This window comes from Nocardia sp. (assembly GCF_025465275.1).
GTDB lineage: Bacteria > Actinomycetota > Actinomycetes > Mycobacteriales > Mycobacteriaceae > Nocardia.
The window spans coordinates 76907-103136 of record NZ_JAODNK010000144.1; the positions used below are offsets into that span (position 1 = coordinate 76907).

26 protein-coding genes are annotated in these 26230 nt (G+C 66.9%); 19 read left to right on the forward strand and 7 right to left on the reverse strand.

Going from position 1 to position 26230, the window contains the following annotated elements:
• Window positions 1-46: 46 nt before the first annotated feature.
• A complete protein-coding gene (locus tag JWN03_RS31445; RefSeq protein ID WP_297622557.1) occupies window positions 47-1267 on the forward strand; it encodes a cytochrome P450 in 1221 nt (406 codons plus the stop codon).
• Window positions 1268-1353: 86 nt separating this feature from the next.
• Here JWN03_RS31445 and JWN03_RS31450 read toward each other — a convergent pair whose 3' ends face one another.
• Window positions 1354-2088, reverse strand: a complete 735-nt coding sequence (locus JWN03_RS31450) for an SDR family NAD(P)-dependent oxidoreductase (RefSeq protein ID WP_297622559.1) — start codon at window positions 2086-2088, stop codon at window positions 1354-1356.
• Window positions 2089-2244: 156 nt separating this feature from the next.
• Here JWN03_RS31450 and JWN03_RS31455 point away from each other — a divergent pair, with 156 nt between their 5' ends.
• From JWN03_RS31455 to JWN03_RS31500, 10 genes are all read left to right on the forward strand, one after another.
• The gene (locus JWN03_RS31455; protein ID WP_297622561.1) at window positions 2245-3069 is read left to right on the forward strand and encodes an alpha/beta fold hydrolase; all 825 of its coding nucleotides are present in this window, start codon (window positions 2245-2247) and stop codon (window positions 3067-3069) included.
• Between the two features lie 81 nt (window positions 3070-3150).
• A complete protein-coding gene (gene mshA / locus JWN03_RS31460; RefSeq protein WP_297622563.1) occupies window positions 3151-4566 on the forward strand; it encodes a D-inositol-3-phosphate glycosyltransferase in 1416 nt (471 codons plus the stop codon).
• Entirely contained in the window at window positions 4563-5084 is a 522-nt protein-coding gene (locus JWN03_RS31465; protein ID WP_297622565.1) for a YbjN domain-containing protein, read from the forward strand. Before mshA ends, JWN03_RS31465 begins: the two co-directional genes overlap by 4 nt.
• 56 nt (window positions 5085-5140) lie before the next feature.
• Window positions 5141-6025 carry an ROK family protein gene (locus JWN03_RS31470; protein WP_297622567.1) on the forward strand — a complete coding sequence of 295 codons (885 nt, stop codon included), beginning with the start codon at window positions 5141-5143 and terminating at the stop codon, window positions 6023-6025.
• 61 nt (window positions 6026-6086) lie between these two features.
• Window positions 6087-6266 (forward strand): hypothetical protein, encoded by a 180-nt coding sequence (locus JWN03_RS31475; RefSeq protein ID WP_297622569.1) that lies wholly within the window; start codon window positions 6087-6089, stop codon window positions 6264-6266.
• A gap of 55 nt (window positions 6267-6321) precedes the next feature.
• Window positions 6322-7059: a phosphoglyceromutase gene (locus tag JWN03_RS31480; RefSeq protein WP_297622571.1), complete on the forward strand. Its 738-nt coding sequence runs from the start codon at window positions 6322-6324 to the stop codon at window positions 7057-7059.
• Window positions 7060-7312: 253 nt separating this feature from the next.
• On the forward strand, window positions 7313-9364 hold the full coding sequence (locus tag JWN03_RS31485; RefSeq protein WP_297622573.1) for a CocE/NonD family hydrolase: 2052 nt from the start codon (window positions 7313-7315) through the stop codon (window positions 9362-9364).
• Window positions 9365-9559: 195 nt separating this feature from the next.
• Complete coding sequence (locus JWN03_RS31490) at window positions 9560-11560, forward strand: CocE/NonD family hydrolase (protein WP_297622575.1); 2001 nt, start codon at window positions 9560-9562, stop codon at window positions 11558-11560.
• A 404-nt stretch (window positions 11561-11964) separates the two neighbouring features.
• Complete coding sequence (locus JWN03_RS31495; RefSeq protein WP_297622621.1) at window positions 11965-13212, forward strand: sensor histidine kinase; 1248 nt, start codon at window positions 11965-11967, stop codon at window positions 13210-13212.
• On the forward strand, window positions 13209-13898 hold the full coding sequence (locus tag JWN03_RS31500) for a response regulator transcription factor (RefSeq protein WP_297622577.1): 690 nt from the start codon (window positions 13209-13211) through the stop codon (window positions 13896-13898). Before JWN03_RS31495 ends, JWN03_RS31500 begins: the two co-directional genes overlap by 4 nt.
• 193 nt (window positions 13899-14091) lie before the next feature.
• Here the strand turns inward: JWN03_RS31500 and JWN03_RS31505 are convergent, their stop codons facing one another.
• The 6 genes from JWN03_RS31505 to JWN03_RS31530 all read right to left on the reverse strand — a co-directional run bounded on the left by JWN03_RS31505 (window position 14092) and on the right by JWN03_RS31530 (window position 18073).
• Window positions 14092-14421 carry a hypothetical protein gene (locus JWN03_RS31505; protein ID WP_297622579.1) on the reverse strand — a complete coding sequence of 110 codons (330 nt, stop codon included), beginning with the start codon at window positions 14419-14421 and terminating at the stop codon, window positions 14092-14094.
• A 280-nt stretch (window positions 14422-14701) separates the two neighbouring features.
• A complete protein-coding gene (locus JWN03_RS31510) occupies window positions 14702-15181 on the reverse strand; it encodes a hypothetical protein (RefSeq protein WP_297622580.1) in 480 nt (159 codons plus the stop codon).
• 14 nt (window positions 15182-15195) lie between these two features.
• On the reverse strand, window positions 15196-15654 hold the full coding sequence (locus JWN03_RS31515) for a hypothetical protein (RefSeq protein WP_297622582.1): 459 nt from the start codon (window positions 15652-15654) through the stop codon (window positions 15196-15198).
• 197 nt (window positions 15655-15851) lie between these two features.
• On the reverse strand, window positions 15852-16361 hold the full coding sequence (locus JWN03_RS31520; protein ID WP_297622583.1) for a hypothetical protein: 510 nt from the start codon (window positions 16359-16361) through the stop codon (window positions 15852-15854).
• A gap of 74 nt (window positions 16362-16435) precedes the next feature.
• On the reverse strand, window positions 16436-17053 hold the full coding sequence (locus tag JWN03_RS31525) for a hypothetical protein (RefSeq protein ID WP_297622585.1): 618 nt from the start codon (window positions 17051-17053) through the stop codon (window positions 16436-16438).
• A 102-nt stretch (window positions 17054-17155) separates the two neighbouring features.
• Complete coding sequence (locus JWN03_RS31530) at window positions 17156-18073, reverse strand: hypothetical protein (RefSeq protein ID WP_297622587.1); 918 nt, start codon at window positions 18071-18073, stop codon at window positions 17156-17158.
• A 65-nt stretch (window positions 18074-18138) separates the two neighbouring features.
• Between JWN03_RS31530 and JWN03_RS31535 the strand changes: the two genes are divergently transcribed.
• From JWN03_RS31535 to JWN03_RS31570, 8 genes are all read left to right on the forward strand, one after another.
• Window positions 18139-19131 (forward strand): Ppx/GppA phosphatase family protein, encoded by a 993-nt coding sequence (locus tag JWN03_RS31535; RefSeq protein WP_297622589.1) that lies wholly within the window; start codon window positions 18139-18141, stop codon window positions 19129-19131.
• Window positions 19128-21008 (forward strand): hypothetical protein, encoded by a 1881-nt coding sequence (locus JWN03_RS31540; protein WP_297622627.1) that lies wholly within the window; start codon window positions 19128-19130, stop codon window positions 21006-21008. The genes JWN03_RS31535 and JWN03_RS31540 overlap by 4 nt, the downstream gene beginning before the upstream one ends.
• Window positions 21009-21021: 13 nt before the next feature.
• Window positions 21022-21954: a sugar phosphate isomerase/epimerase family protein gene (locus JWN03_RS31545; protein WP_297622591.1), complete on the forward strand. Its 933-nt coding sequence runs from the start codon at window positions 21022-21024 to the stop codon at window positions 21952-21954.
• A gap of 248 nt (window positions 21955-22202) precedes the next feature.
• Complete coding sequence (locus JWN03_RS31550; RefSeq protein ID WP_297622593.1) at window positions 22203-23099, forward strand: thioesterase family protein; 897 nt, start codon at window positions 22203-22205, stop codon at window positions 23097-23099.
• Window positions 23100-23329: 230 nt separating this feature from the next.
• Window positions 23330-24151 carry a pyrroline-5-carboxylate reductase gene (gene proC, locus JWN03_RS31555; protein ID WP_297622597.1) on the forward strand — a complete coding sequence of 274 codons (822 nt, stop codon included), beginning with the start codon at window positions 23330-23332 and terminating at the stop codon, window positions 24149-24151.
• 175 nt (window positions 24152-24326) lie between these two features.
• Entirely contained in the window at window positions 24327-24575 is a 249-nt protein-coding gene (locus tag JWN03_RS31560) for a helix-turn-helix domain-containing protein (protein ID WP_405140104.1), read from the forward strand.
• A 329-nt stretch (window positions 24576-24904) separates the two neighbouring features.
• Entirely contained in the window at window positions 24905-25006 is a 102-nt protein-coding gene (locus JWN03_RS31565; protein WP_003402602.1) for a 30S ribosomal protein bS22, read from the forward strand.
• A gap of 214 nt (window positions 25007-25220) precedes the next feature.
• Window positions 25221-26230 (forward strand): NAD-dependent epimerase/dehydratase family protein (locus tag JWN03_RS31570; RefSeq protein WP_297622625.1); only part of this gene is annotated, 1010 nt, incomplete at its 3' end.

A 26230-nucleotide genomic window follows, 5' to 3' on the forward strand; every position in this document is an offset into this window, starting at 1 on the left:
AATTTCGCTGATTCACATCATCTCGTAGCGATAGACCGGAGCACCCATGTTCAATGCCGCCACTCGCCACGAGCTCACGCTGCTCGCCGCCGGGCAGCCCTGGTTGCCCGCCGTCCTGCTCGCGGGCCGTGCCGCCAAGCCCATTCGCAAGATCCCGAAACTCGGCTGGTTCGTGGCGGATCCGCTGGTGGCGCGCCAGATCTACAACGACAGCACACACTTCAGCATCGTCTCCGAGGGTGCGGCCGGGCACTGGTGGGCTCAGGTCATCGGCGACTGGGTGGAACCGCTGTTCGAAGGCGCGGGCCATACCGAACTGCGCACCAGAACTCGCGATCTCTTCACCGCCACGCATACGGATGCGCTGGTGGAGGGTGTGCTCGGGAGCGCGCTCAAACAGCTCACCGCTGATCTGGCGGCAGGTATGACCGTGGATATCGCGGAACGGGCCCGGGTGCTGGTGGGCCGCAGCGTCTCCGACCTGGTCGGCATGGCGCCGGAGGATATCTCCGCGACCTTCGCCGATGACGGCCGTAGTGCGAGCGGGGATCCGGACGAGCCGTTCCGCATTCTCTTCGAACACGTCGAGGAGCTGGTGAACCTGGCCATGGGCACCATGGCCTCCACCACGCTCGACCCGGTGGCGGTGGAACGCGCCCGCACCCTCGTCGGCAAACTCTCCAGCTCCGTACCCGCCGCCTATGCGCGCGCCGATGGCACGACCACTCTGGGCCGCTGCCGCGAACTCGGCCTGGAACAGAACCACGCCTCCGGTCTGGCCATGCTCATGGCGGTCGCGGGCACCGACACCCTGGCCAGCGCCATGAGCCGCATGGTCGCGCTGCTGCACGACAGCGGCGACCAGCGTGCGCTACTGGCCGAACCGGAGCGCACCCCCGACGCCGTCCGCGAAACCTTGCGTGTCACCAGTCCGGCCTACCTGGTGGGCCGCTCGGTCACCGCCGATGTGGAAATCGCAGGCCGCCAACTGATTGCGGGCGAACACGTCAAAATCCTGACCTGGTCCATCAACAATGCGGCCGGGAATTTCAGCATCCACCGTGACTACAACCCCGAAACCCGCCAACTCTGGTTCGGCGGCGGCCGCCACCTCTGCCTGGGCGCACAACTCGTCCATTCGGAGCTGACGGCTCTCCTCGAGGCGCTGACCGCTAACGGCCGCCCGTGGGAAATCGTCGAACGCCGTTACCGCAGAAACGTTTTCATCCCGACATACGAGACGCTCTGTATCCGCCTGACCGATTAGCGTTCGGGCCCCGTCATCCCGGCCGAAAGCATGCCGGGATGACGGGGCCGCTGCCGTGCCGAGACGGGGCTGCCGTGCCGGTCCGGTCAGCTGCGGCGGGCGAAGCGGCCGGCTTCGGCCTGGTCGCGGGGCTTCACGACAATGGTGTCGAGGTTGACGTGGGGTGGGCGGGAGGCGACGAAGCCGACGATCTCGGCGATATCGGTGGCCAGCAGGGGGTCGATGCCCTCGTAGACCTTGGCGGCGCGGTCGGCGTCACCTTCGAAGCGGACCAGGGAGAACTCGGTTTCGACTGCGCCGGGGGCGATTTCGGTGAGCCGCACCGGCTGGCCGAGGAGTTCGCCGCGCAGGGTGCGGTGCAGGACCGCCTGGGCGTGCTTGGCGGAGGTGTAGCCGGAACCATTGTCGTAGTGGACGAATGCCGCTACCGAGGTGATGGTGACGATGAGCCCGTCGCCGGACGCGATGAGCTTCGGCAGCAGCGCCTTGGTGACGCGCAGGGTGCCGAGCACATTGGTCTCCCACATCCAGCGCCAGTCGTCCAGGTCCGCGTCGGCGACCGACGCCAAACCCTTTGCGCCACCGGCATTGTTGACCAGCACATGCACCTCACCGATCGCCTCGGTGAAGGCCCGCACCGACTCCTCGTCGGTCACGTCCAGCGGCAGCGCCGTCCCGCCGATCTCGGCGGCCAGCTGCTCCAGCCGATCGACCCGCCGCGCCCCCACGACGACGTGGTACCCCTGCTTCGCGAGCTCCCGGGCAGTAGCCTCCCCGATCCCCGAACTGGCCCCGGTCACGACAGCGGTACGAATGCTCATGCTCAGAGCCTAAACACGGCGTGTCCGCCCCGCCCCGCCGAGGTTCCGCTGTGGCGTCCCGAGTCTGGGCGATCCCCCTGCTACGACCCCGCGTCCCCGCTTTTGCGTCAGGGTGAGCGCGATTCCCCGCACCTCCTGCCGGTTAGCCTGGCGGGTATGGCGATTCGGGAAGTAGTCAGCGCGGACGGCACCACCATCGTTTACCGGGTCACCGGTCCGGCGGCGGCGCGGCCGCTGGTGCTGCTGCACGGCTGGTCCGGAAACCTGCGGTGCTGGGGTCGCGCCGCGGACGATCTGGCCGGGCGATTCCGGGTGATCGCGCTGGATCTGCGCGGCCACGGATACTCCGACGCCCCAGAGGCCGGATACGACGACCCGAAGAACTGGGCCGCCGACGTGGCCGCCGTGCTGGCCGCCGAGAGCATCGCCGAGGGTGCCGTCCTGCTCGGCTGGTCCTACGGCGGCATCGTGCTCACCGACTACCTCGCCGCCTACGGCACCGGCGCGGTCGCCGGCGTCGTCTACACCGGTTCGCAGGCGAGCATCGGCAGGGGCGTTCCGGGTGCACAGCCCGGCCCCGCCATGCAGAAGGCCATCCCGGATGTCTTCGAGGAGAGCGCCGCGCACGCCATCCGCGGTTTCGGGGCCTTCGGCAGTGCCAATACCGGCCGCGGCCGCGACAAGGGCGCTGATGCCCAGCGTCTGTTCGGTGGCAGTCTCGCCACCCGGCCGCGGGTGCGCAAGGCGCTGTTCTACCGCACCGTCGACAACACCGAAACCCTGCGCACGCTGGATGTTCCGGTATTCGTCATGCACGGCACGGCCGATCCGGTGGTCGAGCTGGACAACGGCCGCTATATCGCGGACACCGTCCCGAACTCGAGCACCTCCTACTGGGAGGGCGCGCAGCACGGCCTGTTCGTCGAGGACCCCGAACGCTTCGTGGCAGAGCTCACGGCCTTCGTCGAATCCCTGGCCTGACCGGGTGCTTTGGTGTGAGCAGAGTCACTTCGTAGGGTAACCCACGTTTCTCCGTCTTTCAGCGGCGTGCACACTGGTGTAGTGAGTCAACGTTCCGACCTACGGCCCAATCGGATTGCCGTGCTGTCGGTACATACCTCCCCCCTCGCCCAACCGGGCACCGGCGATGCCGGCGGTATGAATGTGTACGTCCTGCAGACGGCGATCGAATTGGCTCGCCGCGGTACCCAGGTGGAGATCTTCACCCGCGCCACCTCCTCCAATGACGAACCACTGGTCGAGGCCGCCCCCGGCGTGCTGGTCCGCAATGTGGTCGCCGGACCGTTCGAGGGCCTGGACAAACACGATCTGCCGACGCAGCTGTGCCCGTTCGCGGCCGAGGTGCTGCGGCAGGAGGCCCGGCATCTGCCCGGCCACTACGACCTCATCCACTCCAACTACTGGCTCTCCGGTCAGGTCGGCTGGCTGGCGCGTGACCGCTGGCGGGTGCCCATGGTGCACACCGCGCACACGCTCGCCGCGGTGAAGAACCTCTACCTGGCCGAGGGCGACACCCCGGAACCGGCCGCCCGCGTCATCGGTGAGAAGCAGATCGTCGCGGAGTCCGACCGCCTGGTCGCCAATACCGCCGAGGAGGCGCGGCAGCTGGTCGAGCTGTACGGCGCGGACCCCGAGCACATCGATGTGGTGCTTCCCGGCGCGGACCTCACCCGCTACCGTCCCGGCGATCGCGCGGCCGCCCGCGCCGAACTGGGCCTGCCCGCCGATGAGCGGATCGTGGCCTTCATCGGCCGCATCCAGCCGCTCAAGGCGCCGGATGTCCTGGTGCGCGCTGCCGCACAGATGCTGGCCGACGAAGCCGCGCATTCCGGGCTGGATGCGGAGCGTCCGCTGCGGGTGCTGATTGTCGGCGGCCCGTCCGGCACCGGACTGGAGCGGCCCGACGCGCTGATCGAATTGGCTTCCGCGCTCGGCATTTCCGATCGTGTCACCTTCCTGCCGCCGCAGCCGCCGCACCGTCTGGTGCAGGTGTATCGCGCGGCGGACCTGGTGGCCGTGCCCAGCTACAACGAATCTTTCGGGCTGGTCGCCATCGAGGCGCAGGCCAGCGGCACTCCGGTGCTGGCCGCGGATGTGGGCGGACTGGGTACCGCGGTGCGGGACGGTGCCACCGGGCTGCTGGTTCCCGGCCATCAGACCGCCGATTGGGCTGCGGCACTGCGTCTTCTGCTCGACAACCCTGCCCGCCTGGAGCGGATGGGCGTGGCCGCCGTCGAGCACGCCTCCAATTTCTCCTGGGCGCATACCGCCGACGGACTGCTGGACAGCTATTCCGCCGCGCTCGCCCAGTCACGCACCGGCCGCAACCGCACCGGTAGCGTGCATGCCGACAGTCCTCATACAAGGTCGATACCGTGGCCAGTCGGTAGTCCGAGACCGATACGGGTCGAGGTCGAGCCGACATGGCGGCGCCGGATAGGAGTCGTACGCCGATGAGCGAAGCCGCACAGGGCGATACCGCCCGTGCCACCGCGCAGCTGATCGACGACACCCTGCGGGACCGCGAGATCGAATACACCCGTGAGGCCGACGGCACCTTCGTCGTCATCCTGCCGGGCGAGCGGAAGCTCAAGACCGCGCTCGGCGTCACCGTCGGCAAGCACGGCATTCGGATGGAGTCCTTCGTCTGCCGCAAGCCGGACGAGAACTTCGAAGGCGTCTACAAATTCCTGCTGCGCCGTAATCGCCGCCTCTACGGGGTGGCCTACACGCTGGACAATGTCGGCGATATCTACCTGGTCGGCCGCATGTCCACGCACGCCGTCACGTCCGACGAACTCGACCGCTGGTTCGGTCAGGTCCTCGAGGCCGTGGACGCCGATTTCAATACCCTGCTCGAGCTCGGTTTCGCGGAATCCATTCGCAAGGAATGGAAATGGCGGGTCTCGCGCGGCGAATCGCTGAAGAATCTGCGCGCGTTCGAACATCTCGTGGACGCCGACGACAAGGCGTAGCCTCCTGGCGGCGGAATTGTGCTGTGCAGCACCCGAATCAAAGGAGACCGGCGGCCATGGTGGCGTTGGCATTGGATATCGGCGCGACGAAATTCGCTGCGGGACTTATTGATTCGCAGGGCGGCGTGCCGTCGCCCGAGCGTATCCAGGTCCCGGCAGCCGAGGTCTGGCCTGCCTGCCGCGACCTGCTGTTGCGGGTTGCCGGAACCGAGCGGGTGACCGCGGTCGGTATCGGCGCGGCGGGACCGGTGGATGTGCGCTCCGGTTCGACCGGTCCGCTCAATATTCCGGAGTGGGCGAGCGGCTTCGGCATTGTGGCAGCGGTCCGGGAGTTGTTCCCGGAGGCCACCATTCGCCTCGCCCTCGACGGCGTCTGCCTGGCCCTGGCCGAACAGCGCTGGGGTGCGGCTAGCGACGTCCCGGATGTGCTCGCGCTGACGGTGTCCTCGGGTATCGGCGGCGGCATCATCTCCGATGGCCGAGTCATCATGGGGCGCACCGGAAATGCCGGTCATCTCGGCCACATCGTGGTCCCCGGCAATGCCGAACCCTGCGCCTGCGGTGGATTCGGCTGCGTGGAGGCGGTGGCCAGCGGGAAGTCCTCCGTGCGCTGGGCCCGCCGGCAGGGGTGGACCGGCACCACCGGCATCGAATTGTCGGAATCCGCCCGTGCCGGTGACGGTCTCGCTCGCGCCGCACTGGAGCGTGCGGGTACGGCGCTGGGCACCGCCATCGCTTCCGCGGCCGCGCTGCTGGATACCGATCTGGTGGTTGTCGGCGGCGGCTTCGCGCAATCGGGCGACCTGCTGTGGCGGCCCCTGCTCGACGCGGCGGCGGCGCACGCCCGCCTCGTTTTCGTGCGTGAACTCCGGGTGGTCCCCTCCGAACTCACCGATCAGGCGACCCTCGCCGGCGCCGCCCTGCTCGCACTCCGGCCCTGAATTCGCGTGTCGGGAAAATAGGTTCGGTGTGTCGCGCGACGCTGCCACTACGGTGGCGGACGTGGGGTCAATCGAATTCGAGCCGGGTGACGTCGTCTACGTTCCGGAGGGACCGTTCAGGGGCGTCTGCGCCGTGGTGCAGGAAGTCGACTCCGCCCGCTCCGAACTACGTGTCGAAGTATCCGTCGGCGAACAGCGGCACGGACTGACCATGACATTCGACGAGGTGGAGTGGGCCTGACCGGGCCCGCAGGGCCGGAGCCGACGGCGAACCGGCGCGTGGAAAGATGACCCCCATGACGTACACCCTCGTGCTGCTGCGCCACGGCGAGAGCGAATGGAATGCCCTCAACCTGTTCACCGGCTGGGTGGATGTCCGGCTCACGGACAAGGGTGTCGCCGAAGGCAAGCGTGCCGGTGAATTGCTGGCCGAGGCCGGGATTCTCCCGGATATTGTTTACACCTCGCTGCTGCGGCGTGCGATCAGCACCGCGAACAATGCGCTGGATGCCTGTGACCGCCATTGGATTCCGGTGGTCCGGGATTGGCGGCTCAACGAGCGGCACTACGGTGCGCTGCAGGGCAAGGACAAGGCCCAGACCAAGGCCGAGTACGGCGACGAGCAGTTCATGCTGTGGCGCCGCAGCTACGACACCCCGCCGCCGCCCATCGAGACGGGCAGCGAATACAGCCAGGACGGCGACCCGCGCTATGCCGGTATCGACGTGCCGTTGACGGAATGCCTCAAGGATGTCGTCGCTCGCATGGTGCCGTACTGGGAGGACACCATCGCTCAGGACGTGCGCGGCGGCAAGACGGTTCTGGTTGCGGCGCATGGTAATTCGCTGCGCGCGCTGGTGAAGCACCTGGAAGGCATCTCGGACGAGGACATCGCCGGGCTGAACATTCCCACCGGTATTCCGCTCAAGTACGAGCTGGACGAGAACCTGTTGCCGCTCGGCCCGGGCGTCTACCTGGACCCGGAGGCGGCGGCCGCGGGCGCTGCCGCGGTGGCGAATCAGGGCGCCAAGTAAGCCTGGAAACCCGCAATGCGCGCAACGCGCTGTAGCCGAATTACTCGGCTACGGCGCGTTTTTCATTTAACGTATTCGAGTCGACTGTGATTCACCTCTCATTACGGGACCGTAGGGTATTCCACGCCAATGCATTTCGAATTTGCCGAAGCTTTGCCCATTAAAAGCGGTAACTGTAACCGGTGTTTGCAACTTACTTCCGAGTAGATATGCTCTGGGCGTTCGACCAAATGCGAGAGGTAGATCACGTTCGATGAAGCACGCGCTACGGGCCACAATTGTCGCAACTGCGGCCGCTCTGCTCCTTCCGATGACCGCTATGGCCGCCGACGCCGCCCCGAGTTCGGCCGGCCCCGACGGCGGTGCGGCCGGTACGGCATGGACCGCTACCGAGGACGGGCAGCAGCAATACCCCAACGTCTTCGTCGAATGGGACGTGCCGATCACCATGAGTGACGGCACCGTGCTGAAGGGCAACGTCTATCACCCGGCGGATGCCGCCGGCCGCCCGATCGACACCCCGACGCCGACCGTGCTGAACATGACGCCGTACACCAAATTGGTGTCCAACGTCGCCGACAGCGCCTTCGCCATTCCGGGACTGGGCGATGCGCTGCTCAACGTATTCCGCAATATCCACCTCGACGGCACCCCGATCTCCGGCTTCGGTGAACTGCTGAATGCTGCCGGCAATGGCGAACTCCGCAATTTCAGCGTCGACCGCCAGCTCATCAAGTCCGGCTACACGCAGGTCGTCGTTGACGTGCGCGGCACCGGTTTCTCGCAGGGCGAGTGGGACATTCTGCGCCAGCGCGAGCAGCAGGACACCGTCGAGACCATCGACTGGGCGTCCAAGCAGAACTGGTCCAACGGCCGCATCGGAATGAGCGGCCTCTCGTACTCGGCCATCAACCAGGTGCAGGCCGCCGAGAAGCACCCGCCCGCCCTGAAGGCCATCTTCCCGATCGTTCCGGGCAATGACCTCGTCGACGATGTGCTCGCACCCGGCGGCGGCTTCGGCTTCAACTTCATTCCGCTGTGGCTCAGCGCCGTCAACGGACTCAAGTGGGTGCCGGACCTGGCCTCGATTGCCCAGGGCAAGTTCGACTTCCAGTGGCTGAAGGATCGCCAAGCCGACCCGTTCGGCTACCTGGATGTGCTGATGTCCGCGTACACCAGCCCGAATATCGAGAGCCTCGACCCGCGGGTCAAGTCGATGCTCAACGATATGTCCGCCGATCGTGCGGGCTGGATCGGCGATCCCAGCCAGATCACCATCCCGACGTTCGTCACCGGCGGCTGGCACGACCTGTTCACCTACTCGGAATCCAAGATCTACAACGCGATTTCGGTGCCCCCCGGGCAGAAGCAGCTGCTGATGGGCAATACCTATCACGTCACCTCCGGCTCCGAGGCCGGCTTCCCCGGCCTGCCGCCGCGCCTGGACGTGCTGCAGCGCGCCTGGTTCGACAAGTGGCTCAAGGGAATCGACAACGGGATCGACACCTACGGTCCGGTGACCCTGCGGCAGCAGGGCGGCGGCTGGATCACCCAGAACGGTTTCGGTGAATCCGCCCCCGCCGAGGAGGCGTCCCGCTACCAGCGCATGTACCTGTCGTCGCAGCGCAGCGGCACCGCCAACAGCCGGTACGACGGCTCGCTGACCAGCGCCGCCAACGGCGACAACGACCGCCTCAGCGTGTCGATGGGCCTGACCACCCTGTGCTCCAACGATGCCGCGCAGGGCAGCGCCGGTGTGCTGTCCCTCATCGACGGTTGCGCCAGGGACTCCCGAATCGCGGAGACCAACGGACTGACCTTCACCAGCGCTCCGGTCGCCGAGGCCACCACCGTCTCCGGTCCGGTTGCGGTGCACCTCAATACCGTTCAGGACGCGGCCGACGGGTACTGGACCGTCACCGTCAACGATGTCGCGCCCGACGGGCAGTCCACCGTGCTGAGCTCGGGGCAGATCATGGCCTCGATGCGCCAGATCGACGACGCCAACAGTGCGCGCTCGGCCAATGGCGACTACACCGACCCACGTGCCTTCACCTCGCTCGACAAGCGCGAGCCGACGGTGCCGGGCGAGGCGACCACCCTCGATATCGCACTGCCGGGCACCGAGGGCATCCTCCAGCCCGGTCACCGGTTGCGAGTGGACGTGTTCGCGGGCAATTTCCCCAAGGGCCTGCCGATTCTGCCGATGCTCCTCGATACCGGTTTCAAGCCGCAGCATGTGCAGCTGGATCCGGATCGTCCGAGCTTCGTCAATATCCCGGTTCGCGGTAACACCGGCTGGTGATTCCGCCCCACCGGGCCTGAGCGCCCCGGATGTGTACAACGGCGTACACCTCCGGGGTTTTCTTTTGTGCACTTTCACGATTCTTCGGGAAAGACTGTCCCGGACAGTTGTCTTCGCATTAGCTTGGGGCGAGTTTCCCTGTGGGTGGAGAGTGGTTGGGGCACTATGCGATTCCTGGTCAAGACGGTCGTCGCGATGACCGCTGTCATTGCGGCAGCGCAGTTCCTGGCACCGGCGGCGACCGCCGATCCGGTCGGCCCGAACGGTGGCGCGAGCGGTGCGGAATGGGCTGCGGCGGAGGACGGTCCACAGCTTTATCCCAATGTGTATATCGACTGGGACGTGCCCATCACGATGAGTGACGGCACCGTGCTGAAGGCGAATGTCTATCACCCCGCCGATGCCGCCGGCCAACCCGTCACCGACCCGACGCCGAGCATCCTGAACTTCACGCCCTATACGAAACTCGGCTCGATGATTGCCGATTCGGCGCTGTCGGTCCCCGGACTGTCCGATCTGCTCGTGCAGATGTTCCGCAATATCGATCTCTCCGGCACCCCGTTCTCGGGGATCACCGATCTCACCAAATCGCTCGGCGGCGGATTGCTGCGCAATTTCAGTGTCGACCGGCAGCTCATCAAATCCGGATACACGCAGATCGTGGTCGATGTGCGCGGAACCGGTTTCTCCCAGGGTGATTGGAATCTGCTGGGGGAGCGGGAACAGCAGGACACGGTGGAGACCATCGACTGGGCATCGAAGCAGCCCTGGTCCACCGGCGATATCGGAATGAGCGGCATTTCCTATTCCGGGCTCAACCAGCTCCAGGTGGCGGCGAAGAAACCGCCCGCGCTGAAGGCCATCTTCCCGGTTGTGCCCAGCCGCAACCCTTTCCGTGATCTGGTCGCGCCCGGCGGCGCCATCGGCGCGGGCTTCATGCCGCTGTGGCTGGCGGCGATCAACGGCGGCAAGCTCGTCCCCGACCTGACCGCGCTCCTGCAGGGACGCTTCGATATGAAGTGGCTCGCAGACAGATTGGCCGACCCGTTCTCCTACGTGGACGCGCTGCTGGAGATATTCACGCAGCCGAATGTCGCCGATTTGAGCCCCAAGGTGCGGTCACTGCTCGACGAGGGCAGCCCGCTGCGGCAGGCATTGGAGACCGATCCGTCGCGAATTACCGTGCCCACCTTCATCTCCGGAGGCTGGCACGATGTATTCGTCGCCTCGCAAGCCGATGTCTACCGCCGGATTCCCTTGCCGCCCGGGCAGAAACAACTGCTCATCGGCGATGGGTACCACATCTCCAACGGCAATGAATCCGGTCGGCCGGGCCTGCCGCCGCGCATGGACGTGCTGCAGCGCGCGTGGTTCGACAAGTGGCTCAAGGGCATCGACAACGGCATCGATCACTTCGGGCCGATCACCATGAAGCAGCAGGGCGGCGGCTGGATCACCGCCCCGTCGTTCCCGGAGCCCGGCATGGACTACCAGCGCATGTACCTGTCCGGCGCGGCCAGCGGCACCGGCGGGCACAGCGTGCACGACGGCTCGCTGCGCACCGCGCCCGACGGGACGGACACGCTCACCGTCGCGCCCGGCCTGACCGGTCTGTGCTCCCGCGATTCCGCGCAGGAGCTCATCGGCATCGTGTCGATCATCGACGCCTGCGGCAAGGACTCCCGCATCGAGGAATCCAACGGGCTGACCTTCAGCAGCGCGCCGGTCGCCGAGCCGACCACCGTCTCCGGGCCGATCGCCGTGCATTTGAACGCCGTGCACGACGGTACCGACGGCTACTGGGTCGCCACCGTCAATGATGTTGCCCCCGATGGCCTTTCGACTACGCTGTCGTCCGGACAGCTGGTCGCCTCGATGCGCAGCATCGACGAGTCGCGCAGCACTCGCCTCCCGAACGGCGACTACACGAACCCGGTGCCGAACGTCTCCCTCGACACCCGCGAGCCGGTCGTCCCGGGACAGCCGGTGGCACTCGATATTTCGGTCGCAGGCATCGACGCTGTCCTGCAACCCGGTCATCGCCTGCGCGTGGATGTCTACGCCGGAAACTTCCCGAAGGGCTTGCCGCCCACCGCGATGATGGTCGACAGCGGCCTGCGCCCCCAGCACCTGCTGCTGGATCCGGCCGAGCCCAGCTTCGTCAATATCCCGGTGCGAGGTAATTCCGGCTGGTGAGTCGTATGCCGCGGCGAGCCGTGGATGTGTTCGGCAATTCCTGGTTGACGGTGATCATCTACACCTGGAGCGGATGATTGCTGGAACGTCGCCGCTACGCCGAAGCCCCGCCGCGCGTGAAGTACGCGCTCACCGTGGCGGGCATCGACCTGCTGACGCCCATGCTCGCGCTCGGCGCGTGGGCGGACCGGCACGGTGATTTCGTGCGCGATGCCCCCTACGGTGAGCCGGAGGGGGCATCGCGGCGATTCGCGGCGTTTGCCGGAAAACTGCCAGCGACCAGCCCCGCGCTGTCCGAACATTGCGTAAACGCGAGGCTAACACCCGTGGAAGCCGCTGTGACCTGCGTGAAACTTCCTGTACCCGGGGTCGGACCCGGCTCGGGCGACCGTACGATTCACAGTGTGAGCGTTCCACAGGCCGTGCTGTTGGCAGTCCTGGCGGCCGTCGTTGGACTGGCAGTCGGTGGATTGCTCATTCCCTATGTGAATGCCCGGCAGGAACAGCGGCGCGCCGCTACCGACTCGGGCCTGACCATGTCGCAGGTACTCGATCTCATCGTGCTCGCCTCCGAGAGCGGAATCGCGGTGGTCGATCAGTACCGGGATGTGGTGCTGGTCAATCCGCGGGCCGAGGAGCTGGGCATAGTCCACGATCGGCTGCTCGACGAGCGCGCCTGGTCCGCGGTGCAGCAGGTGCTCGGCGGTGGCAAGGACATCGAATTCGAGCTCACCGCCAAGATTCCGCTGCCCGGCCGGGCGCGGCTCGCGGTCCGCGGCGTCGCCCGCCCGCTGTCGCAGGAGAATCCGAACTTCGTGGTGCTCTTCGCCGACGACGATTCCGAGCAGGCCCGCATGGAGGCCACCCGCCGGGATTTCGTCGCGAACGTCAGCCACGAACTCAAGACCCCCGTCAGTGCCATGAGCCTGTTGGCTGAGGCATTGCTGGAGTCGGCCGACGATCCGGATTCGGTGCGGCACTTCGGTGAACGCCTGCACGGAGAGGCTCGCCGCATGGGCAAGATGGTGACCGAGCTGATCGCGCTGTCCCGCCTGCAGGGCGCGGAGAAGCTGCCGGAACTGGAAGCCGTCGATGTGGACAGCGTCGTCACCCAGGCCATCGAGCGCTCCCGGACCGCCGCGGAAGCCGCCGGCATCACGGTGAGCACCGACGCCACCAGCGGGCTCGAGGTGATCGGCGATCAGACACTGCTGGTCACCGCGCTGTCGAATCTGGTGGAGAATGCCATCGCATACTCGCCGCGGGGTTCGCAGGTCTCGGTGAGCCGGGCGCTGCGCGGCGGCCACGTGAATATCGCCGTGACCGACCGTGGCATCGGTATCGGCAAGGAAGACCAGGAACGCGTCTTCGAACGATTCTTCCGGGCCGACAAGGCGCGCTCGCGCGCCACCGGCGGTACCGGGCTCGGGCTGGCTATCGTCAAGCACGTAGCCGCCAACCACAGCGGTGAAGTCACCCTGTGGAGCAAGCTGGGCACCGGATCCACATTCACCTTGCGGATCCCGTCCCACCCCGCCGATACCAACGGCATCGACAAGAGGCTTTCCGCCGGGCTTCCGGCGGCGAAGAAGGAAACCGGCCCGCGCCCCCTCGGGCGGGCCAGAACCAACGGTGTGGAGGCAACCCGATGACGAGTGTGCTGATCGTCGAGGACGAGGAGTCGCTGGCCGATCCGCTCGCATTCCTCCTGCGCAAGGAGGGGTTCGAGGTCACCGTGGTGGGCGACGGACCTTCGGCCTTGGCAGAGTACGACCGGTCGGGCGCGGACATCGTCCTCCTCGACCTGATGCTGCCCGGCATGAGCGGCACCGACGTGTGCAAGCAGCTCCGTGCCCGCGGCAGTGTTCCGGTCATCATGGTGACCGCTCGCGACAGCGAGATCGACAAGGTGGTCGGCCTGGAACTGGGCGCCGACGACTACGTCACCAAGCCCTACTCCTCCCGTGAGCTGATCGCCCGCATCCGCGCCGTGCTGCGCCGCGGCGTCGGCGACGAGGCCGACAGCGGCAGCGAGACCAGCGTCCTGGAGGCGGGCCCGGTCCGCATGGACGTGGACCGCCACACCGTGCAGGTGAACGGCAAGCCGGTCACCTTGCCGCTCAAGGAGTTCGACCTCCTCGAGTACCTGCTCCGCAACTCCGGTCGTGTCCTCACCCGGGGCCAGCTCATCGACCGCGTCTGGGGCGCCGACTACGTCGGCGACACCAAAACCCTCGACGTCCACGTCAAGCGCCTGCGCTCCAAGATCGAAGGCGACCCGGCCAAGCCGGAACACCTAGTGACGGTACGAGGCCTCGGCTACAAGCTCGAAGCTTGAGTTAAGACGTACGAAGAAAACGCGCCCGCCTCGATTCCGAGGCGGGCGCGTCTTTTACGTAGCGAGACAACTGATTTCGTGAGTCGAGGGTAACTCCGGGGGTACGCCCGAAATAGGTTCCCCACCTAACCGCTTGCACGCGTGCAGAAGTCCGAACGGCTCTCAGCCGTGCGCCAAAGTTCCGGGGAGGCGGTCAGGGCAGTTCTGCCCAGGCGGTGCCGAGGGGGGTGTCGAGCTGCTTCAGGACGATCCAGCCGTAGGCGTCCTGCTGCTGGCAGTCGTACCAGGCCACGTCCAGGCCGTTGCCGCGGCAGGCGATCGTGTTGTTGACGCCGTACGGGGTCATGATCAGCAGTTTGCCGTTGGCCTTGGCGTTCAGGGCTGCTGGGTCAGTGTAGGAGACGAAATTGGCGGTGACGTCGGCGTATTTGGTGGGATCGACGCTATCGGCACCGGCGTGCGGCGCAAGGGTGAGAACAACACCGGCGGCCAGCGCGGCGACGGTGAGCGATTTCTTGATCATGGCCTGGATGTCTAACACGTTCCGGTGAACCCGCAGTGGCGAAACGATGTCACGCACACTTCCCGCAACTCACACACCGAGGTCACCGACCGGGTAGCACTCCGAAACAGACTTCCGCGCAGCCTGATTGGAATGTCGCTGCCGTCAGGGCGAATTCACCTGCCGTACACAAAGAGACGCGCTCACCTCGATCCGAGGTGAGCGCATCTCCCGATGTCCGGGCCGGAGGGACGGTTCGGCCCAGCACCGGCCGCGGGTGGGCGGCCGGCGGGACAGGCTTCTAGCTTCCGGCGCTGCCGGTCAGTCCGCCCAGGAGGCCGCCGAGCAACCCGCTCGCGCTGCCGCTACCGCCGGTGCCGCCACCAGGGGGCGTGGTGGTGCCGCCGCCACCGCCCGGCTGGGACGGATCGACGACGTTCACGACGATCGTCTTCACATTGCCGCCCTGCGAGGCCGTGATCAGGTGCTGCCCGGCGGTGGTGGGCGTCCAGGTCAGGGTCGAGGAGCCGACCGGCCACGGCACTTTGCCCGCCGGAGTGAGGGTGTTGCCGTTGTCGGTCCAGTACACGAGCAGGCCGATGCCCGCGCCGCTCAGCGCGGCGGTGAGCGTGTACTGGGTGTTGATGTTGTACGGGTCGCTGCCGGAAACGGTCACGGAGTCGACGGTCGCGCCGGCCTGGGGCGCTGCGAACACGGCGACGGCGGCGGCGATGGCGCCACCGGCGACACCCGCGCCGATGCGGCGGGAAAGGGAGTTCATGCCGGGTGGTCCTGTCAGTTGTTCGGAGTGGTGCCGCTGCTGCCGCTGCCGAGCGGTCCGGCCGGGCCGAAGCCGCTGCCGGAGCTGGAGCTGCCCGAGCCGATCGGCGCGTCGCTGACGTTCACGATCGTGGACTGCGTGCTGTTGCCCTGCGAGACGGTGATGATGTGCTGGCCCTTGGCGGACGGGGTCCAGCTGATGCTGGAGTGCCCGGGCGGCGACGGAATCTTCGGGCCGCCGATGAAATTGCCGTTGTCGCTGAAGTACACGAGCAGTCCGACCGAGGCGCCGCTGAGATCGGCCGAGATCGTGTACTGGGTACCGACCTGGTAGCTCGAGCCGCTGACGGACACGGTGTCGACCGCCGCGCACGCGGTGGGGGCCGTGAGTACGGCGACCGCGGCGAGGGCTGCGAAACCGGTGATCCCGGCACCGGCCGTGCGGGCGGTGATCCTCGGTGATGCGTTGCGCATGCTGTTTCTCCTGTGCTGCTGCCCACGGGGGCCGTGTGTGGGCATCCGCACACTAAGTGACCCAGTGAGTGAAATGTAGGCGTTTCGAAAAAATTATCAAGCAAGCGTCCGCTTGGTTTCGGTGGGTGCACGATATCCCGGGGAATTTCCCGCACCCACCTGTTCCGGCCCGCACTGCCCGCGAGCCGCTCGAGGGCCTAGGAGCTACCGAAGAGCCCGCCGAGCAGCTTGCCCGCACTGCCGGTGCCGCTGCCGCTGCTGCCGGTGCCGCTGCTGGGGGTCGTGGTGGGCGGCGTCGTGGTCGGGGGAGTCGTAGGCGGAGTGGTCGGGGGAGTGGTCGTCCCGCCGCCCACGTTCAACACCACGGACCGGCTGCTGCTGCCCTGCGACACGGTCAGGATGTGCTGGCCGGGGGTGGTCGGGGTCCAGTCGAGCGAGGCGTGTCCCGGCGGCCACGGCACCTTGCCGACCGAGGTGAGGCTGGTGCCGTTATCGCTCCAGTACACGAGCAGGCCGACCGAAGCGCCGCTCAGATCGGCGGTGGCGGTGTAGGTGCTGCCGACCTGGAAATCCGATCCCGAGAGGGTGATCGTGTCGACCGTGGCCTGCGCCGTCGGCGACATGGCGATCACGACGCCCGCTCCGGCGACGATCGCGAGCCCGGCCGCGCCCGCGCCGAGATGACGTCGAGTGTTGTTGTTACGCATGGGTTCTCCTGTGCCACCCCGGGGAAAGAGATTGCGCCCCTGGGGAATTGATGTCGAGAGTTTCCGGCCTGCTGTCAGAGGCCGAAGGGCAGGCCGTTGGCACTGCCGGTACCGCCGCCACCGGGTGTCGTGGTCACCGGCGGCGTGGTGGTGGGCGGGACGGTCGTCGGCGGCACCGTGGTGACGGGCGGGTCGGTGGTGGTCACCGGCGGAGTCGTCGTGGGCGGCACCGTGGTCGGCGGCACCGTCGTGGTGGGCGGCACGGTGGTGGTCGGCGGGACCGTGGTGGTGGGCGGCGGCGGCGTGGTGGTGGTCGGCGGGGTGGACCCGTCGGTCACGTTCACGACCAGCGACTTGGTGCTGCTGCCCTGCGAGACCGTGAGCACGTGCTGCCCGGTGGTACCCGGGGTCCAGCCGAAGCTGGCATGGCCGACCGGCCACGGCACCTTGCCGACCGGAGTGAGGCTGCTGCCGTTGTCACTCCAGTAGACGAGCAGTCCGATGGACGCGCCGCTGAGGTTGGCGTCGAGGGTGTAGTTGTGGCCGACGACCACATTCGAATCGGAAATGCTGATCGAGTCGACGCTCGCATGCGCCGGCGACGCCGCGAGGACGGCGACGACGCCCGTCGCGACGGCGAGCCCGGCGATGCCCGCGCCGAGGTAGCGCCGGCTGGGCGGGGTGTTGCTCATGAGTTCTCCTGTGCTGCGACCCACGAGGGGGAGTGGGTCCGTCGCACAGTAGGGGAGCGGAGATGTGAAATTGGGTAATTTCAGAAAGTTACCGGCGGGTCGCTAACTCTTCGCTGGCTTCTTCGCGCCACCGGCGGGCTTGGCCGCGGCGGTTGCCCGCTTATCCTCGGCAGCCTTCTCCTGAGCGATGACCGTCGCCGGATGCACCGCCACGATGCCCAGTCCCTGCCGCCGCCGGCAGTGCTGCGCCAGCTCGTCGTAAGCGGGTTTGCCGAGCAGTTCGATCAATTCCGGCGCGTACGCCTCCCATACCGGCCGGGTGCCGACATGCGCGTCCGGCGATCCGGTGCAGTACCAGTCCAGGTCCAATCCGCCGGGCCCCCAGCCACGCCGGTCGTACTCGCCGACGACGGTCCGCAGAATCTCCACCCCGTCCGGCCGGTCCACCCAGTCCTGGGTGCGGCGAATGGGTAGCTGCCAGCACACCTCGGGCTTCACGGTCAGCGGTTCCAGGCCCTTGCGCAGCGCCATGGTGTGCAGCGAGCAGCCGATGCCGTTCGCGAAGCCGGGCCGATTGAGGAAGATGCACGCGCCGTCGAACCGGCGGGTGCGCAGCGCGGGCTCGTCGTCGAGGTCGTCTTCTTCCAGATACAGCTTCTTGCGGACCTTGCCGTTCTCGTCCTGTGCCTCCGGCATGAGCTGCCAATCCTCGGGTGTGAGCATTTTCACAGCCTTGGCCAGCTTCTTGCCGTCCTCCTCGTCGGAGAGGAACGCGCCGTGCGAACAGCAGCCGTCGTCCTCGCGCCCGGCGATGATGCCCTGGCACGCGGGAGTGCCGAAAACGCATGTCCACCGGGACAATAGCCAGGTCATATCGGCAGCAATCAGGTGCTCATCATTTGCTGGATCAATAAATTCGATCCACTCCCGGGGGAAGTCGAGTTCGACTTCGGGGGCCGGGTCGATCTTCGCCGCTGGTCGCAGCCCGGTCGGACCACTCGCGGATGCACCTGACGTCACAGTGCGGAACGCTAACAGCTCGGTCGCCTGGCCTGAAGTCGTGACGCACCCAGTACCGTGTTCATGTGCGGCTCGGTGTACTCGATGTGGGAAGCAATACCGTCCATCTGCTGGTGGTGGACGCGCATCGCGGTGGCCACCCGATGCCCATGAGCTCTACGAAGGCGACGTTGCGCCTCTCGGAAAGCATGGATGACCAGGGGCGCATCACGCCCGCGGGCGCGGCTCGGCTGACCACCACGGTCGCCGAATTCGCAAGCATCGCAAAAACTTCCGGATGTGTGGAGTTGATGGCGTTTGCTACTTCCGCGGTGCGTGAGGCGACCAATTCGGAACAGGTGCTGGCGCGGGTGCGCTCCCAGACCGGGGTGAATCTCCAGGTCTTGACAGGAGCCGAAGAAGCCCGGCACACCTTCCTCGCGGTGCGGCGCTGGTACGGCTGGAGCGCGGGGCGAATTCTCAATCTCGATATCGGCGGTGGCTCGCTGGAGATGAGCAACGGCGCCGACGAACAGCCGGATGTGGCGCTGTCGCTGCAATTGGGCGCGGGGCGACTCACCCGGGATTGGCTGCATCACGATCCGCCGGGCAAGCGCCGGGTGGCGGTGTTGCGCGATTGGCTGGACGCCGAGTTGGTGGTGCCGTCGAAGCAGCTGCTCGAGGTCGGCAAGCCCGATCTCGCCGTTGGCACATCGAAGACTTTCCGATCATTGGCCCGATTGACGGGTGCGGCCCCCTCTGTTGCGGGAGTGCGTGTGCGGCGTACCCTCACCAGTTCCGGCCTGCGGCAGTTGATTGCGTTCATCTCGAGAATGACAGCCGCGGACCGGGCAGAATTGGAAGGCGTAAGTTCCGATCGGTCACAGCAATTGGTGGCCGGCGCGCTGGTCGCGGAGGCGAGTATGCGGGCATTGTCACTGGATACGCTGGAAATCTGTCCCTGGGCACTGCGTGAGGGATTGATCCTGCGAAAACTTGATACCGACCTGGATAGCGAACCGATTACTGGCGGACCGAACGGTGGCCAGCCGGGCACGATCGAAACGGTGTCTCGATGACCGAGGATGTAAGTCAACTGTCCGTCGCCGAACTTCTGGCGCGCAATGGGCAGCAGGGCGCGCCCTCCGCCGGTGGTGGCGGGCGCAGGCGCCGGAGCGGTCGTGGCCTGTCGGTCGCGGATCTGACCGGCGATATACCGATGGTCCGGAACGGCTCGTCCTCGCACGCGGCCTCCGACGAGGCGGCGCCGGACGAGACGGCATACGACGACCACGCGGCCGCCGCAGCGCCCCAGCCTAATTCGGGCGAAACGGACTATTCAAACTTTTCGAACTATTCGAATTTTCCCGATTACACAAGTTCGCCCGAACCGCAGCCGGGTTACTCCCCGTACTCGGTACCCGATCCGGAGCCCGCCTACTCCCCGCTCTCCGGGCCCATCTCCTTCTACGACCCGCTGGCGCCCACCGAGCGCCCCGGCGGAGCGCCCTCGCTACCCGAGCCGTCCGGCTACCAGTGGTCGGACGGCTCCGACCGGTACAGCGGCCACAGCGCCCCCGGTCCGGATCAGCCGCGCAGCGGGCGCCGTCGGAAACCCGACCCGCTGGACGCGGACGTCTCGCTGGCCGAGCTGGAAGACCCGTCCGCCCCGCCACCGCTGCGCGGGGAGACCGGCCGCCGCCGGCGCCGCTTCGATCCGGACGACGAGACCACCGAGGTGCGGCCCTTCCGCGGCAGCCGGGCCCCCGAGCCGGGCAACGGATACGCCGGCCTCGACAGTGCTATGGGCGGCCTCGAAAACGGCGCGCGCACCCGACATCTCGACAACGGCCCGACCTGGTCGCCGGAACCCCTACCGCGGAATCCGAGCGCGGACCGCGCCCCCGGATTCGACCCCGCGCAGGCGGCCGCGCCCGCCGCCCCGCCCCTGTCGCGTTCGGCCCGCAGGCATGCGGAGGCCCAGCGCGAGGCGGAGGCCGAGCGCCGGCCCGCCGCCCCCTCCTGGCCGCAGCAGCCCGAACCCCAATGGCAGAACGAGGCGCAGCGGCAGCCACAGGCCTGGCAGCCGGACGCGCAGCGCCAGCCCGAACCCCAGTGGCAACTCGACGGCCAGCGGCCGCCCGCTGCGCTGCGGCAGGACGATCCGCGCCGCGACAATCGCCGTGGGCCGGAACCCGATTCCGGTCGCGGCGCCCCCGTCGGCGGTCTGCCCGCGTGGTCGGCGCGAAGACGTCCGGGCGCCGAGTCCGCCCCGCAGCCGGACTCCCGCGATCAAGGTTCGATCCCGACAGCCGCCTGGACTTCTCCGGACCAGGATCAGCAACTGGTCTCCGGCGGCACGGTTGCCGGTGATCTGCTGCATAACGCGCTCGAGCGCGAAGATCAACGCGCGGAACAGGACTCGCGACGCGGTGGCAAACGCCGCGCCGGTGGTTCGCGCCGTCGCGGTGCGGTCGAGGAGCACGATCCGGACGAGCACCTCACCGAAGTCTTCCAGCCGCTCGACGACGACTATGACGACGAGTACGACGATGACGACGACTACGACGACGAGCCGCGAATGTCGCTGGCCGAACGTTTTTCGGCGCTCACGTCGAAATTACCCCGGCCCGCCCCGCGCGGGGTGTCCGCACCGTCGCGGTCGCGTGGAAAGCAGCTCTCGGAGCAGGAGAACAATCGCCGCCAATGGCTGATTCTGGCCGGGCAGAGTGCCGGCGCAGCAGTCGCGGGCATGTTGCTGTTCAAGGGTTTCGAGCGCATGTGGGAAATGCTCCCGTGGGTTGCCCTGGCCCTGGCGATGATCGTGATTCTCGGTTTGGTGGCACTTGTCCGGGTCCTGCGCCGGACCGACGATATTTTCAGCACTGTGATTGCCGTCGTCGTAGGCGTCTTTGTGACGCTCGGACCGCTAGCCTTTCTACTCAGTACGAACTGAGCAGGGAGCGGCAGTGGGGAATATCGCGCAGGGGGCGAACATCGAAAATCGAGTCGGGCGAAGGGAAGTCCGAGTCGGGCTGTCCACCGCGTCCGTGTATCCGGAGAACACCGAGGCCGCTTTCCGCTATGCGGCCGAGTTGGGTTACGACGGTGTGGAATTGATGGTGTGGGCCGAACCGGCCAGCCAGAGCATCTCCATCGTGCAATCCTTCATGCACAAATACGACATACCGGTACTGGCGATCCATGCGCCGTGTCTGCTGATCTCGCAACGGGTCTGGGGGTCGGACCCCGTCGCGAAGCTCACACGCAGCGTGCACACCGCTGAGGCGCTCGGAGCGGCCACCGTGGTGGTGCATCCGCCGTTCCGGTGGCAGCGCCGCTATGCCGACGGTTTCGCCGAGCAGGTGGCCGAATTGGAAAACGACAGTCCGGTTTCGGTGGCGGTGGAGAATATGTTCCCCATGCGGGTGGACACCCTCTTCGGTCGCAGCGGCAGTTCCATTCGGCGGCTGGAGCGGCGCGGCGGCCCGGGTCCGTCCATCACCACCTTCAGCCCGTCCTTCGATCCGACCGATACCGGTTACCGCCACTACACGCTCGACACCTCGCACACCGCGACGGCGGGCACGGATGCGCTGCTGCTGGCCCGCCGCATGGGATCCGGGCTCACCCACCTGCATCTCGCCGACGGCCGCGGCGCCGCCACCGATGAGCACCTCATCCCCGGCGAGGGCACCCAGCCGGTCGCCGAACTGTGTGAAATGTTGGTCGGCAACGGTTTCCAGGGTCAGGCGGTGATCGAGGTCAATACCCAGACAGCCCGCACCACCATGGACCGCGCGGCCATGCTCGATCGCGCCCTCACCTTCGCCCGCACCCACCTCAACGGCGTCACCCCGCCGGTTCCGGAACCCGCACCCACCGGCGTCAGCACCCGCTGACGCGCGTCGGAGACGTCTGCACCCGCCGGGGTGATCCATGCCACCGGCCATTTGTTCGCCAGTCGTTCGCTTGTACGCTATAAAAATCAGGGCGACCAGCAGCGTCTCGTAAGTCGGCAACTGATTTCGTGAGGTTCGGGGTAACTCCCCGGGTACCTCCGAAATTGGTTCGGAACCCAATCGCTGGTACGCGTGCAGAACGGCGACGGCACTCAGCCGGGCGCTGAAGTCCCGGGGAGGCGGATCAGATGACAACGGAGTTGACGGTCGAACCCGAACAGGCGAGCAGCCCCGCCGACGCGCCCTTCAGCCGCGTCTGTGCGCTGACCGAGCTCCCCTCGGATGACCCGGGCATCGGCCGCTACCGCGGTGTCATCGAGCGCATCTGGACCATCGGCAAGAAGCTGCACGGCGGCACCATGGTCGCCGGCAGCGCCGCGGCCGCCACCGAATGGCTGCGCCGCACCGCCCCCGAGCGCGCGGATATGTTCCCGATCGCCGCCAGCTCCGACTTCCTCGGCGCCCCGGATCCGGGCGAGGTCGAGTACGAGGTCCGCACCCGCAAGATCGGCCGCCAGATCTGCCTCATCGATGCCGGCCTCATCCAGGGCGGCCGCGTTCTGGTGCACACCGCATTCACGTTCGGGCACCTCGACGACACCGAACCGGCCTATGCCGCCGACCACGCGCAGGACATGCCCGCCGAGCCGCCGGCCGACGCGCTCGCCTACGACGACCGGAACCCGATGGGCAAGATCGTCCATGTGGCACAGGGCTCTTCGGTGGCCATCGATCCGAAGTGGGCCCGCTTCCTCGCCGGTGAAACCGCGGAACCCCGTCTGCGCCTGTGGATTCGGCCCCTCGACGGTGACGAGCAGGATCCGGACGTCGCCGCCTTCTTCGCCATCATGGCCGCCGACATGTCCCCGCCCGTACCGATGAACCTCGGCCAATTCGGCTGGGCCCCAACGGTCCAACTCACCACCTACCTCCGCCGCCGCCCCGCCCCGGGCTGGCTCCGAGTCATCGCGCACAGCCGCGAAGTAGGCGGCCGCATGTTCGACGAAGATCAAATGGTCATCGACTCCACCGGAGCCATCGTCGCCCAGAGCCGCCAACTGGCCCTGATCCCGCAAGCGCAGTAGCCGCGCGCTGTCCCGCCTCCCCGGAAACTTCAACGCCCAATCGGGGCCGTGGACCGTTCTCGACGCGTGCCGGCGGTTGGGAGCCAGAACCATTTCTGGGTACCCCGGGAGTTACCCCGAAAGTTGCGAAATCAGTTGTCGCCAATTCGCAAAGCTGGGCGGGACGAGGCGGCGGGAGTTTGAGGCGGTGGGAGTTATTCGGCGGTGGGCCGGCCTACTAACCTGAATCCATGACGAGGATTGCGGTGATCGGTGGAGGCCGGATCGGGGAGGCGCTGATTGCAGGGCTTCTCGAATCCGGGCGGGCGAGTAAGGACCTGGTGGTGGTCGAGCCGGTAGCTGCCCGCGGGGAGTTGCTGGCGCAGCGTTTCGGGGTGCGGGTTACCGATGCGGTGGCCGAGGCCGCCGTCGGCGCCGATCTGATCGTGATCGCCGTGAAGCCGCAGGATGTGGACGGTGTGGTCAGCGAGCTGGCCACGGCCGAGCTCGGCGAGCAGGAGCAGGAGGCCGTGGTGGTCTCGCTGGCCGCGGGCGTGCCGACCGGCCGGATCGAGGTGAAGCTGCCCGCCGGTTTCCCGGTGGTGCGGGTCATGTCGAACACCCCGATGCTGGTGGGCCAGGGCATGAGCGCCATCGCCCCCGGCCGCTATGCCCGCAAGGAGCAGCTGGCCCTGGTCTCCGAGATGCTGGAGTCGGTCGGCAAGGTCGTGACGGTCCTCGAATCCCAGATGGATGCGGTGACCGCCGTATCCGGTTCCGGTCCGGCGTATTTCTTCCTCGTGGTCGAGGCCATGGTCGATGCGTCGGTGGGCCTGGGACTCTCGCGCGACGTGGCCACCACGCTGGTGGTGCAGACCATGCTCGGTTCGGCCGCGCTGCTGGAGGAATCGGGCCAGAGTGCCGCGGAGTTGCGCGCGGGCGTCACCTCGCCCGCCGGGACCACGGCGGCCGCATTGCGGGAACTGGAGCGGGGCGCCGTGCGCTCGGCTTTCCACGAGGCGCTGAACGCCGCTAAACGCCGTTCTGTGGAGCTGGCCGGGACCGCTGATTAGCCGAACTCGCCAGTAGCTTGTTTGCTGCTGGGGTCCGACTCGCCACAGCAAAGGCTGATTTCTCACACCCGTCGCAGCAACACCACTGGTCCCGCTAAGCTTCAAGGAGCACGTGCGTGTCTGTTCCGCCGGTGGGGAAGCCGGCGGCGCGGGCGTGCCGGAGGTCAGTGGCGCAATGATGTCTGGAAACAGTCAAGCGAGGTCCGCAAACACCCCAGTCAGCGCAGTCGGAAATGTTCTCGGCGGTGGAACTCAGTTCCTCACCGTCGCCGAGGTGGCGAATCTGATGCGGGTATCCAAAATGACGGTGTACCGGTTGGTGCATTCCGGAGAGCTGCCCGCAGTGCGGGTGGGTCGTTCGTTCCGGGTGCACGCTAAAGCCGTGCACGACTACCTGGAGACGTCCTACTTCGACGCGGGGTGAAACCCCGCGAGGTACGAGGGGCGACGACTGATTTCGTGCGGTCCGGGTAACTCACCGGGTACCGCCGAAATAGTCGTCGCGCCTGACCGCCGGCACGCATGCGTGCCGGCCAGCGGCACTTGGCCGGGCGCTGAAGGTGCGGGGAGGCGGTACAGCCGCACCCGTTTCGTTCGCTGCTCGGTGGCCCGGTAGCATGAACCGGCATCCTGTACGGGCCGGTGGTGCAACCGGGCCCATGTCGGCCCGAACCGGGTAGGACTCTGTGCAGGGTTGAAAGTGTGCTCTCCGCGAAGGCGGGGATGACCCGAGAGAACGCGAGGAACAACCCTATGGGTTCTGTGATCAAGAAGCGCCGCAAGCGCATGTCGAAGAAGAAGCACCGCAAGCTGCTTCGCCGCACGCGCGTTCAGCGCAGGAAACTCGGCAAGTAAGCGCTGCGTCGTAGCTGGAAGCCCGTCACCTCGGTGGCGGGCTTTCTGTTTGTCACGGGTGACAGAACTCATCGTTAGATCCTGGTTAATACCCTTCGGGGAGCACTGGTCCGCCGGTTACCCTGGACGCGGGAATAACAGAAATGGGGGCTTGCGAGTGGGATCCGGTGCGGCAGGTTCAGGCGCCCGGGACGGTTCGGCGCCCAAGATCGTGATGGTGACCGGCGCGAGCCGATTCTTCGGCGGCAATGTAGTGGCCAGGCTGGCAGCCGACCCTGCCATCGAACGCATCATCGCGGTGGATGCGAAGCAACCGAGTCCGGAGTTGCTGCGCCGTATGGGCCGCGCCGAATTCGTGCGCGCCGACATTCGAAATCCGTTGATACGCAAAGTTATCGACGGCAATCAAGTGGACACGGTGGTGCATCCCGCGGCTTTGTCGCGGCCGCCGGCCGGTGGGGGCCGGGCGGCGATGAAGGATATGAACGTGCTGGGCGCCATGCAGTTGTTCGCGGTGTGCCGCAAGGCTTCCAGCGTGCGCCGCGTGGTGGTGCGTTCGTCCTCCGCCGTTTACGGGTGCAGCGCCAAGGATCCGGTGAAATTCACCGAGGAAATGTCTGCGCGTACCCCGCCGCGGGGCTGGTTCGCCCGCGACATGATCGAGGTGGAGGGATTTGTGCGCGGCCTGGCGCGGCGTCGTCCCGATATCTGTACCGCGATATTGCGTTTCCCGCCCATTGTGGGTCCGCAGTTGGCCGATCGCGGTGTGCAGTATTTCCGTTCGCCGGTGACGCCGACGATCTTGGGCCGGGATCCGCGAATGCAACTGCTGCACGAGGAAGATGCGATTGCTTCACTGACTCATGCCGCGATCGCGGCGCCAGGGGGTACGTTCAACGTAGCGGGTGACGGCGCGATGGCATTGTCGCAGGCGATCCGCCGGGCGGGCCGGATCGAAATGCCGGTGCCCTACAACGTGTTCCGCACTGTCGGCCGCACCCTGATGGGTCCGGTGATGCGGGAGTTCACCGCCGAACAAATCGACTATTTCCATTTCGGTTGCGGTCTGGACACCACCAGGATGCGCACCGAACTGGGTTTTCAGCCGCGCTGGACCACAGTGCAGGCATTCGACGACTTCATAGGGGGCGCAGCGTTGCGGCCCGTGATCGATCCTCGCTGGATCGACGCCGCAGAGAACAAACTTCTCGGCCTGCTCGGGGC

Excerpts from the sequence above, each read along its gene's own strand:
- JWN03_RS31445 (WP_297622557.1), top strand. The coding sequence starts at position 47 with ATGTTCAATGCCGCCACTCGCCACGAGCTCACGCTGCTCGCCGCCGGG.
- JWN03_RS31450 (WP_297622559.1), bottom strand. The coding sequence starts at position 2,088 with ATGAGCATTCGTACCGCTGTCGTGACCGGGGCCAGTTCGGGGATCGGG.
- JWN03_RS31455 (WP_297622561.1), top strand. The coding sequence starts at position 2,245 with ATGGCGATTCGGGAAGTAGTCAGCGCGGACGGCACCACCATCGTTTAC.
- JWN03_RS31465 (WP_297622565.1), top strand. The coding sequence starts at position 4,563 with ATGAGCGAAGCCGCACAGGGCGATACCGCCCGTGCCACCGCGCAGCTG.
- JWN03_RS31470 (WP_297622567.1), top strand. The coding sequence starts at position 5,141 with ATGGTGGCGTTGGCATTGGATATCGGCGCGACGAAATTCGCTGCGGGA.
- JWN03_RS31480 (WP_297622571.1), top strand. The coding sequence starts at position 6,322 with ATGACGTACACCCTCGTGCTGCTGCGCCACGGCGAGAGCGAATGGAAT.
- JWN03_RS31485 (WP_297622573.1), top strand. The coding sequence starts at position 7,313 with ATGAAGCACGCGCTACGGGCCACAATTGTCGCAACTGCGGCCGCTCTG.
- JWN03_RS31490 (WP_297622575.1), top strand. The coding sequence starts at position 9,560 with ATGACCGCTGTCATTGCGGCAGCGCAGTTCCTGGCACCGGCGGCGACC.
- JWN03_RS31500 (WP_297622577.1), top strand. The coding sequence starts at position 13,209 with ATGACGAGTGTGCTGATCGTCGAGGACGAGGAGTCGCTGGCCGATCCG.
- JWN03_RS31505 (WP_297622579.1), bottom strand. The coding sequence starts at position 14,421 with ATGATCAAGAAATCGCTCACCGTCGCCGCGCTGGCCGCCGGTGTTGTT.
- JWN03_RS31510 (WP_297622580.1), bottom strand. The coding sequence starts at position 15,181 with ATGAACTCCCTTTCCCGCCGCATCGGCGCGGGTGTCGCCGGTGGCGCC.
- JWN03_RS31515 (WP_297622582.1), bottom strand. The coding sequence starts at position 15,654 with ATGCGCAACGCATCACCGAGGATCACCGCCCGCACGGCCGGTGCCGGG.
- JWN03_RS31520 (WP_297622583.1), bottom strand. The coding sequence starts at position 16,361 with ATGCGTAACAACAACACTCGACGTCATCTCGGCGCGGGCGCGGCCGGG.
- JWN03_RS31525 (WP_297622585.1), bottom strand. The coding sequence starts at position 17,053 with ATGAGCAACACCCCGCCCAGCCGGCGCTACCTCGGCGCGGGCATCGCC.
- JWN03_RS31540 (WP_297622627.1), top strand. The coding sequence starts at position 19,128 with ATGACCGAGGATGTAAGTCAACTGTCCGTCGCCGAACTTCTGGCGCGC.
- JWN03_RS31550 (WP_297622593.1), top strand. The coding sequence starts at position 22,203 with ATGACAACGGAGTTGACGGTCGAACCCGAACAGGCGAGCAGCCCCGCC.
- proC (WP_297622597.1), top strand. The coding sequence starts at position 23,330 with ATGACGAGGATTGCGGTGATCGGTGGAGGCCGGATCGGGGAGGCGCTG.
- JWN03_RS31560 (WP_405140104.1), top strand. The coding sequence starts at position 24,327 with ATGATGTCTGGAAACAGTCAAGCGAGGTCCGCAAACACCCCAGTCAGC.
- JWN03_RS31565 (WP_003402602.1), top strand. The coding sequence starts at position 24,905 with ATGGGTTCTGTGATCAAGAAGCGCCGCAAGCGCATGTCGAAGAAGAAG.